Here is an 8,610-nt window from a genome sequence, read left to right as displayed (position 1 = left end):
GTAGACGTTGGTAAGAGAAATGGAAAGCACGAATAGTCCAAAATGTATGAAAATAGAACATAGTCATACATTTGCTTACATTTTTCATAGCAGTAAACGGGATCTACTTGTTAATGGCCACTTTGAGTAATTAGTGCCCTTAGAAGATCAAAATAAATATGCATGGAGCGTAAAACAAGATGAAAAACAAATCATTGGCTTTTTCCGTAAATTAGCTAAGCCAAATGATACGCTTGATCGTTATCTTTCCCTCTCAAATTTAGATCAAAATGCAGACTATATCATTAATCAAAAAAATAAGGTTAGTGGTAGAGTACTTACTAATTTTGGTTTGCGTGAACCATATCAATTCAATGCTTCTAATGGCGATACAACCCAAATGACTGGTGATTTTCAGTCGTATCTCTTTGAAATAGAAAAAGGATAGCAAAAAGGCCTAGCAAATACTGCTAGGTCTTTACTTATGCCCGCTAAAGGATTCGAACCTTCACTCAGTCACCTGAACAGCGACCTGAACGCTGCGCGTCTGCCAATTCCGCCAAGCGGGCATTTTTCTCATGTACATGAATAATAATACCAAATATTTGGTAAAATGTAAGCATAAATATACTTTATTATTCAAAAGGACGGGTTTCATGTTTTTTAGTAAAAAGATAAAACGAGCTGTTATTAGCCTCGTTGCTCTTATTTCGTTAGTATCGTGTGGTGCAACATTTTCAGCACCTGTTAAGGCGGATGTGGCTAATTATCAAACGGATCAAGTTAAATTAGATGTCAAGTCAGCAATCGCCATTGATAGTAACAGTGGCCAGGTTTTGTATGCAAAAAATGCAGATAAGACTTTGCCAATTGCTTCTATGACTAAACTTGTGACAGTTTACTTAACTTTAAATGCAATTAAGAATCAAAAACTATCTTGGGATCAAAAAGTTAAGCCAACCGCTTCTATTGTGAAGGTGGCTAATAATGCTGAGTATTCAAATGTACCTCTTAAGATGGGACATTCTTATACTATTAAGCAACTTTATCAAGCAACTTTGATCGAATCAGCTAATGGTGCTGCCATGCTTTTAGGACAAACTATCGCTGGTTCACAAAAGGCATTTATCGATCAAATGCGTGCACAAGTGAAGAAGTGGGGTATTAAAGATGCCAAAATTTACACTGCTTGTGGTTTGCCAAATGGCAATGTAGGCAAGGATGCATATCCTGGTGTAAGTAAAAATGCTGAAAATTCTATGTCAGCTAAGGACATGGCAATTGTAGGTCAAAACTTAATCAAAGATTTTCCTGAAGTATTAGAAACTACTAAATTAGCTCATTTAGACTTCAAAGACCAAGGTCATACTACTAAGATGGCTAACTTTAACTGGATGCTCAAGGGTCTTTCACAATATGATAAAGCTTATCCAGTCGATGGTTTAAAGACGGGTACTACTGATGCCGCAGGTGCTTGCTTTATTGGTACTATCAATCATGCAGGTGCACGTTTAATTACTGTAGTCATGGGTGCGCGTCACAAGGATGGTACTGACCCTGCACGTTTTATGCAAACTAAGAAGTTAATGAACTATGTCTTTACTAAGTATCGTCCAGTAACTTTTAACGCAGGTAGTCAAATGGCTGGTGCTAAAAACATCAAGGTAACTGATGGAGATAATGCCACTACTAATTTGGGTCTTAAAGAAAAGACAACAATTTGGGATCCTGCTGATGGTAAAACCTTAGTAGCTAAGTTAAACAAGCAAACAGTTGAGGCACCAATTACTAAAGGTCAAGTAGTAGGCAATTATCAATTTAAGTCTGGCAATGAAAAGATTGTTTCATTATCAAATCCTAATGGAATGAATGTAAAAGCTAAGGCACTTGCCGCAAATGGTAAGGTTAATTTCTTTGTAAGAATTTGGCGGATGCTTTTCGGGGGCAGATAAAATGACGGAAATAACTGAAGACATTTTAAAGAAAGTTATCAAAAAAAGAGCAAGTGACAGCTACAAAGGAAAATATGGTCGCGTGCTTTTAATTGGCGGTAGTGACAACTATGGCGGCGCAATTATTATGTCTACTGAAGGTGCTATAAATGCTGGTGCTGGGTTAGTAGCTACTGCAACACATCCTATGAATTTATCTGCTTTGCATGCTCGTTTGCCAGAAGCGATGTTTATTGACTGGCGCGATAGCAAGTTAGCGGATTTAATCAAAAAGGTGGACGTAGTTGTCTGCGGTCCTGGACTTGGGATGAGTGATTTAGCTAAACAAATTTTGGTAATTCTAAGAAGATGTACTTCAGAAAGTCAAACCGTGGTTTTGGATGCTAGTGCATTAGATTTAATTAGTGAAGACAAAACATTATTGCCTGCTAATGCTGGGCACTTGATTTTGACGCCACATCAAATGGAATGGCAAAGATTAAGTCAAATTCGTATCCCATTTCAAACAGATAGTGCTAATGTAGATGCTCTTAATCAGTTAATTCCGGATAGTAATGCAATGCTGGTTTTAAAATCTAATCATACACATGTTTATGATGGTACAGGTCAATTCTTTGTTAATCCAATCGGTAATCCTGGCATGGCTACTGGCGGCATGGGTGACACTTTGGCTGGAATCATCGGCGGTTTTGTTGCACAATTTGGTCCAAGCGTCGATACAGTTTTAGCAGCTGTTTATATTCATTCTTTAGCTGGTGATTTAATCAATAAAGATGATTATGTAGTTAGACCAACCAAAATTTCTAAAGTATTGCCTAAATTAATGAAAAAATATTCCGAATTAGACTAAACATGTTAAAATCTTATATAGCCATAAAAAACATCCCCATTATTAGGGATGTTTTTTAACATCATGCTATGAATACGCGTAGCATATTTCAATAAAACTAAAACTATTAATTAAAGAAGATTGCTATATTTATGAAGAAAAATATTGTTATTGGTGTTGCTAGTATTGTAATCGCATTCGGAGCTATTATTGGTTTAGCTAAGGCTTGTGCACCTAAGTCTGACGTTTCTCAAGAAGCGGTTTCTACTCAAAAAGTCGCTAAACAAAAGAAGAATAAAACTAAAAAGAAAAATTCTAAAGTAGATAGTGATATTTTGCGTCCATATAAAGATCCAAAGGATCTTAGAAAAGCCGGGACTTGGAATAGAAAGAGTGAAACTAAAAAGCACCCTAAGCTTAGTCCTACTGAAAAAGATTTAACTTTAAGAGTATCACTTGAAGGCAACCGTACCTATTTGCTTAGAAAAGGCAAGGTAATCTATACCATGTTGTCAAGTGGTGGTATTTATAAAAAAGGTAAGTCACTTACTCCAATAGGAACTTATACCATCCAAGCTGGCCGAGGTGATAGTTTCTTTAATTATGAATTAAATGAAGGGGCAAATAATTGGACAAGTTGGAGTCCAGATAATGTTTACTTGTTCCACTCTGTGCCAACTAAAGCTGATGGTAACTACAATATGAAGGAAGCTGCTAAATTGGGCAGAACTCAGGGATCTCATGGTTGTATTCGACTTAGTGTGCCAGATTCCAAGTGGCTAATGGACAATATTCCTGATGGCACTAAGGTTGTAATTAAAGATCGTTAATGCAGAAAAAGCGTTACTCAGTTTTGAGTAGCGCTTATTTTCATAGTGAGTTAAGCCATTCGAGTTGTCCTTCGTTGCGTGAGATAGCCCGCGTTAAGATCAAATAATGACCATAATTCTTTTTAATATTTTTTTGATCACTGAATAGTAATTTCTTGCGTGCATATAGGTGCTGCAATTGTGATTTGATTAATGCTTTTTCTTCATCAATTAATTCCGCAATCCGTGGATCATTTTGATCATTGATAAAAAATAATTTAAGTGAAAAGAGATCATGACTAACAGCTAATTCTGTGATAGGTTGCTTTATCCAATTTTCTAACTGGAGAGCGCCTTTTTTAGTTAGTGAATAAACGATCACTCGTGATCCCATCTTTGGACATGTTTTTAGCAAACCAGAGAATTGCTTGCATTTATTGCAGAGTATTCTTCCAGATTTGGGGATAACTGAAGTCGAAGTTACACCTCAGAAGCAGTTAAACAAGAAATTGCTAGAGAAGAATGTCATCATGGATCTGTGGGCAAAGAATAAGGATGGAAAAATCTTTGATGTGGAAATGCAAACGACCAAGCAAAAATGGCCTGGCATTAGATTTCGCTATTATCAATCCATAGCAGATCAGGATTCATTGAGGCCTGGCGAAGATCTTGATCAAATTGGGGGAACGTATATTATTTTCATTTACCCATTTGATCCATTCGGTGAAGGAAAATATATTTATGAAGGTGCGTTTCTTTTAGATAAAGATAATCCTGATTCGCAAGCTAATACGAAAACACATTGGATTTCGATTAATGCCAGGGGCTATAAAGGTAAGATTAAGTCAGAACTAAAAGATTTTTTAAATTATATTAAATATGGATTGACTAAAGATAGTAGCAATTTTATTAAGAAGATTGATCGGGAACGTTTAGATTACATTAGAAGTACAGAGTGGAGGGATGCCAAAATGAGCTTAGACGTACTATTGGCTGATGAAAGGGCAGAAGCTAGAAAAGAAGGCCGTCGACAAGGCCGTAAAGAAGGACGTGAGGAAGGGAAGGCATAGTAGAAGGAAAATTAGAAGGTAAACTGGAAGCTCAAAGAATAGGTGTAAAAAAATTCGTTCAAAATGTGCGCGAACTTGATCAGTCTGATGATTGGATTATGTCTAAATTGATCAAAGACTATGGCAAAGATTTTAGTGAAGCTGAGTTAAAAAAGTTGATGCTAGAAGCAGAACAAGAATAGTTTTTTACTTAAATTAGTAGCCAGCACCATTCTTTCCTGCTATAATCATCTTTGCTAGTAAGTTAGAAGTAGTAATTATTTCCTTTTTTAAGCGAGCCTATGTTGGTGGAAGATGGGTATTAAGGAATAACGAAGGCGTGTCTAACCGAATAAATAATGATTTTAAATAAGCGGATACTTTGTGTCAATTTGAGTGGTACCGCGGGTTAATGCTCGTCTCTTTCTATCTAGGATAGGAAGAGGCTTTTTTGTTTAGAAAAGAGGAAAATATGGACTTTAAGAATGAAGTTGTTGACTTAGTTGCTAGCCAAGTTGATTTACCAAAAGAAAAAATTGCAGCCTTAATTGAACGTCCAAAAAATGCTAAGATGGGTGATTATGCTTTCCCAGCATTTATTTTGGCTAAGACTTTGCACAAGAACCCTGCAATGATTGCACAAGATATTGCAGAAAACTTAAGTAGTGACAATTTTGCTAGCATCAAAGCAGTTGGACCTTACGTAAACTTTGCTATTGATCATGAAAAGCTTGTTTCTTCAACCTTGAAGGATGTTTTATCTGAAAAAGAACATTACGGTGATCAAAAATTAGGCGAAGGTAATGTACCAATTGATATGTCTTCACCTAACATTGCTAAGCCAATGTCAATGGGTCACCTTCGTTCAACAGTAATTGGTAATTCAATTGCTAAGACTATGGAAAAGGTTGGTTACACTCCAATTAAGATTAACTACCTTGGTGACTATGGTACTCAATTTGGTAAGTTGATTGCTGCTTATAAGCATTGGGGTAATGAAGAAGACGTTAAGAAAGATCCAATTATGAATCTTTTCCACTACTACGTTCGTTTCCACAAAGAAGCTGAAGATAATCCTGAACTTGATGATGAAGGTCGTGAATGGTTCAAGAAGCTTGAAGACGGTGATCCAGAAGCAGTTAAATTGTGGAAATGGTTCCGTGAAGTTTCTCTTGAAGACTTCAAGCGCATCTACAAGGAATTGGGCGTAAGCTTTGATTCATACAACGGTGAAGCTTTCTTCAACGATAAGATGCAACCAGTAATCGATGAATTGAAGGAAAAAGGTTTGCTTCATGAATCACGTGGTGCTCAAGTTGTGGATATGGGCCCGGATGAAAACCCAGCAATTATCGTTAAGTCCGACGGTACTTCAATTTACTTAACACGTGATTTAGCTGCGGCTGAATGGAGAATGAAGGAATACAACTTCGTTAAGATGCTCTATGTGGTTGGTAACGAACAAGCACAACACTTCGTTGAATTGAAGACTGTTTTGAAGAAGATGGGGTATGACTGGTCAGATGAAATTCACCACATTCCATTTGGTTTGATTACTCAAGGCGGTAAGAAGTTATCTACTAGAAAGGGTAACGTTGTCTTCCTTGATCAAGTATTAAAGGATGCCGTTTCTCTTGCTAAGAAGCAAATCGAAGAAAAGAACCCAGATTTGGCTGATAAGGATCAAGTTGCTCATGACGTAGGTGTCGGCGCAGTTATTTTCCACGATTTGAAGAATGATCGTTTAGACAACTTTGACTTCGATTTAGATGAAGTTGTCCGTTTCGAAGGTGATACTGGTCCTTATGTTCAATACACTAATGCTCGTGCACAAAGTGTTTTGCGTAAAGCCGCTGCAATGGGTGAAAAGCCAAGCGAAGGAGACTTTGCCTTAGGCGATGACTGGGCATTTGCCGTAGCTAAGGATTTAGCGGACTTCCCAAGAATTATTGCAAGAAGTGCTGACAAGTTCGAACCATCTGTAATTGCTAAGTTTGCTCTTGATTTAGCTAAGAAATTTAACAAGTACTATGCAAACGTGAAGATCTTAACTAAAGATGATAAACTTGGTGCTCGTCTTGCCTTAGTTCAAGCTACTTCAATCGTTTTGACTGAAGCACTTAGCCTCTTGGGTGTCAATGCTCCTAAGGAAATGTAACTGAAAAATTATGAAAATTAAAAAATAACGCTTACATTTTGTGAAAGATTGTTCATAATCCCAGAATTAGGGTACAATATGCATGTAAGATATTTAGGAGGTATTTTTTTATGGCTTATTTTGACAACGGTAATCAAATCTTTAAAGATGCTCGTAAGAACCATTACGCTGTAGGTGCTTACAACACTAACAACTTGGAATGGACTCGTGCAGAATTACGTGCTGCTGAAGAAACTAGAACTCCATTGTTGATCCAAGTATCAACTGGTGCTGCTAAGTACATGGGTGGTTACAAGTTCGTTAAGGACATGGTAGCTGACCAAATGGATTCAATGAACATCTCAGTTCCAGTTATCTTGAACTTGGACCACGGTGACTTTGAATCAGCTAAGGAATGTATTGCTCTTGGTTACTCATCAGTTATGTTTGATGGTCACGCACTTCCAACTGATGAAAACTTGGCTAAGACTAAGGAAATCATCAAGTTAGCTCATGAACGTGGTATTTCAGTTGAAGCTGAAATCGGTAAGATTGGTGAAAACCAAGGCGGCGGTGAATTAGCTTCTGTTGAAGATGCTAAGAAGTTCGTTGCAGCTGGCGTTGACAAGCTTGCTTGTGGTATTGGTAACATCCACGGTGTTTACCCAGCGGACTGGAAGGGCTTGAACTTCGACCGTCTTAAGGAAATTGCTGAAGCTGTTCCTGACACTCCACTTGTACTTCACGGTGGTTCAGGTATTCCTGAAGACCAAGTTAAGAAGGCTATCCAACTTGGTATTGCTAAGATCAACATCAACACTGAATTCCAATTAGCATTCCAAGAAGCTACTCGTAAGTACATCGAAGACAAGAAGGACCTTGACAAGAAGGCTAAGGGTTATGACCCACGTAAGTTGTTATTGCCAGGTGCAGAAGCAATTACTGCCAAGATGAAGGAAATGATTTCTTGGATGGGTACTAAGACTATCGATGACGAACTTAAGGATGCTTCATTCGACCGTTCATCATTGAACGAAGAATAATCATTGATTATCAATTAAAATAAAACTCAGCTTTGGCTGAGCTTTATTTTTTTTAGAAAGAAAAAGTTATGAAAGAATTAAACCTCCAATTGAAAGATACTGAATGGCCATTAGAATATATTGATCATGATCGTAAAATAGTGCGAGCTATCGTGTTTGATGACCAGGAAAATTATTATTTTGTTAGAGCTAAACGTGATGACGACTTTGGTAAGGCAACGCTAATTGAAACTTCAGGTGGTGGCGTTGAAGCTGGTGAAGATTTAGAAACAGCGCTAAAGCGAGAGCTTAAAGAAGAATTAGGTGCTGAAGTTGAGATTATGCATAAAATCGGTATAGTTAGTGACTACTATAATTTGATTCATCGCCATAATATTAATAATTATTATCTTTGCAAAGTCACTTCTTTTGGTGAAAAACATTTAACTAAGGATGAAATAGAAGATTTTCATTTGTCGACTTTAAGGTTGAGTTATCGGGATGCTGAAAAAGAATATCAAAAATGTGCGGAAACTAAAATTGGTAAATTAATTGCGGACAGAGAGTTACCGGTTTTAATGAAAAACGCCCGAAAATCCCCGTATTTTAATGCGGGGATGGATAGGGCCAAGCTGACCTAGCAGTCAGCTTTTTTTATTCTAAAAATAGAGACATACGTTCGACTTCCCTGTACAATATAAATATCTAATCCGCCGATTGTAAAATCAAGTTGAACACTTTATAAAAATAAAAGTCCATCTGGACCTGTTTGATAGAAGAAACTGTCAAATCTTTTGTGTAAATAGATCTTTCTCGTAAATTGATTTTTTAAT

9 protein-coding genes and 1 tRNA gene are annotated in these 8,610 nt (G+C 37.1%); 8 read left to right on the top strand and 2 right to left on the bottom strand.

Annotated elements, in window-relative coordinates; genetic code table 11:
• The first annotated feature begins 133 nt into the window (after positions 1-133).
• Positions 134-427: a GH36 C-terminal domain-containing protein gene (locus CP357_RS09000; protein WP_098037117.1), complete on the top strand. Its 294-nt coding sequence runs from the start codon at positions 134-136 to the stop codon at positions 425-427.
• Positions 428-464: 37 nt separating this feature from the next.
• Here the strand turns inward: CP357_RS09000 and CP357_RS08995 are convergent.
• A tRNA-Leu gene (locus CP357_RS08995) sits at positions 465-548 on the bottom strand.
• An 87-nt stretch (positions 549-635) separates the two neighbouring features.
• Here CP357_RS08995 and CP357_RS08990 point away from each other — a divergent pair.
• From CP357_RS08990 to CP357_RS08980, 3 genes are all read left to right on the top strand, one after another.
• Positions 636-1,931, top strand: coding sequence for a serine hydrolase (locus tag CP357_RS08990; protein ID WP_087363454.1), 1,296 nt, complete (start codon positions 636-638; stop codon positions 1,929-1,931).
• Position 1,932: 1 nt separating this feature from the next.
• Complete coding sequence (locus CP357_RS08985) at positions 1,933-2,781, top strand: NAD(P)H-hydrate dehydratase (RefSeq protein WP_025005517.1); 849 nt, start codon at positions 1,933-1,935, stop codon at positions 2,779-2,781.
• A 131-nt stretch (positions 2,782-2,912) separates the two neighbouring features.
• A complete protein-coding gene (locus CP357_RS08980; RefSeq protein WP_098037116.1) occupies positions 2,913-3,590 on the top strand; it encodes a L,D-transpeptidase in 678 nt (225 codons plus the stop codon).
• Positions 3,591-3,630: 40 nt separating this feature from the next.
• Here the strand turns inward: CP357_RS08980 and CP357_RS08975 are convergent, their stop codons facing one another.
• Positions 3,631-3,951 carry a PadR family transcriptional regulator gene (locus CP357_RS08975; protein WP_025005519.1) on the bottom strand — a complete coding sequence of 107 codons (321 nt, stop codon included), beginning with the start codon at positions 3,949-3,951 and terminating at the stop codon, positions 3,631-3,633.
• On the opposite strand from CP357_RS08975, the gene CP357_RS08970 reads away from it, so the two are divergent.
• The 4 genes from CP357_RS08970 (at position 3,947) to CP357_RS08955 (ending at position 8,418) form a co-directional block, all read left to right on the top strand.
• Positions 3,947-4,639: an Rpn family recombination-promoting nuclease/putative transposase gene (locus CP357_RS08970; RefSeq protein WP_369822795.1), complete on the top strand. Its 693-nt coding sequence runs from the start codon at positions 3,947-3,949 to the stop codon at positions 4,637-4,639. The two genes, CP357_RS08975 and CP357_RS08970, sit on opposite strands and share 5 nt — an antisense overlap.
• A 451-nt stretch (positions 4,640-5,090) precedes the next feature.
• Entirely contained in the window at positions 5,091-6,776 is a 1,686-nt protein-coding gene (argS, locus tag CP357_RS08965) for an arginine--tRNA ligase (protein WP_098037114.1), read from the top strand.
• Positions 6,777-6,886: 110 nt separating this feature from the next.
• On the top strand, positions 6,887-7,798 hold the full coding sequence (locus CP357_RS08960; RefSeq protein ID WP_025005521.1) for a class II fructose-bisphosphate aldolase: 912 nt from the start codon (positions 6,887-6,889) through the stop codon (positions 7,796-7,798).
• Between the two features lie 68 nt (positions 7,799-7,866).
• Positions 7,867-8,418, top strand: a complete 552-nt coding sequence (locus CP357_RS08955) for an NUDIX domain-containing protein (protein WP_098037113.1) — start codon at positions 7,867-7,869, stop codon at positions 8,416-8,418.
• The last annotated feature ends 192 nt before the right edge of the window (positions 8,419-8,610 follow it).

Source organism: Lactobacillus sp. UMNPBX6 (assembly GCF_002553975.1).
In the GTDB taxonomy this organism is placed as follows: Bacteria; Bacillota; Bacilli; order Lactobacillales; family Lactobacillaceae; genus Lactobacillus; species Lactobacillus gallinarum.
Note: the sequence above shows the minus strand (reverse complement) of the source record. Positions and strands in the feature narration are given on the sequence as shown.

What these genes read in the sequence shown, in the direction of transcription:
- CP357_RS08955 (WP_098037113.1), top strand. Translation starts at nt 7,867, where the DNA reads ATGAAAGAATTAAACCTCCAATTGAAAGATACTGAATGGCCATTAGAA.
- argS (WP_098037114.1), top strand. Translation starts at nt 5,091, where the DNA reads ATGGACTTTAAGAATGAAGTTGTTGACTTAGTTGCTAGCCAAGTTGAT.
- CP357_RS08960 (WP_025005521.1), top strand. Translation starts at nt 6,887, where the DNA reads ATGGCTTATTTTGACAACGGTAATCAAATCTTTAAAGATGCTCGTAAG.
- CP357_RS08985 (WP_025005517.1), top strand. Translation starts at nt 1,933, where the DNA reads ATGACGGAAATAACTGAAGACATTTTAAAGAAAGTTATCAAAAAAAGA.
- CP357_RS08980 (WP_098037116.1), top strand. Translation starts at nt 2,913, where the DNA reads ATGAAGAAAAATATTGTTATTGGTGTTGCTAGTATTGTAATCGCATTC.
- CP357_RS08990 (WP_087363454.1), top strand. Translation starts at nt 636, where the DNA reads ATGTTTTTTAGTAAAAAGATAAAACGAGCTGTTATTAGCCTCGTTGCT.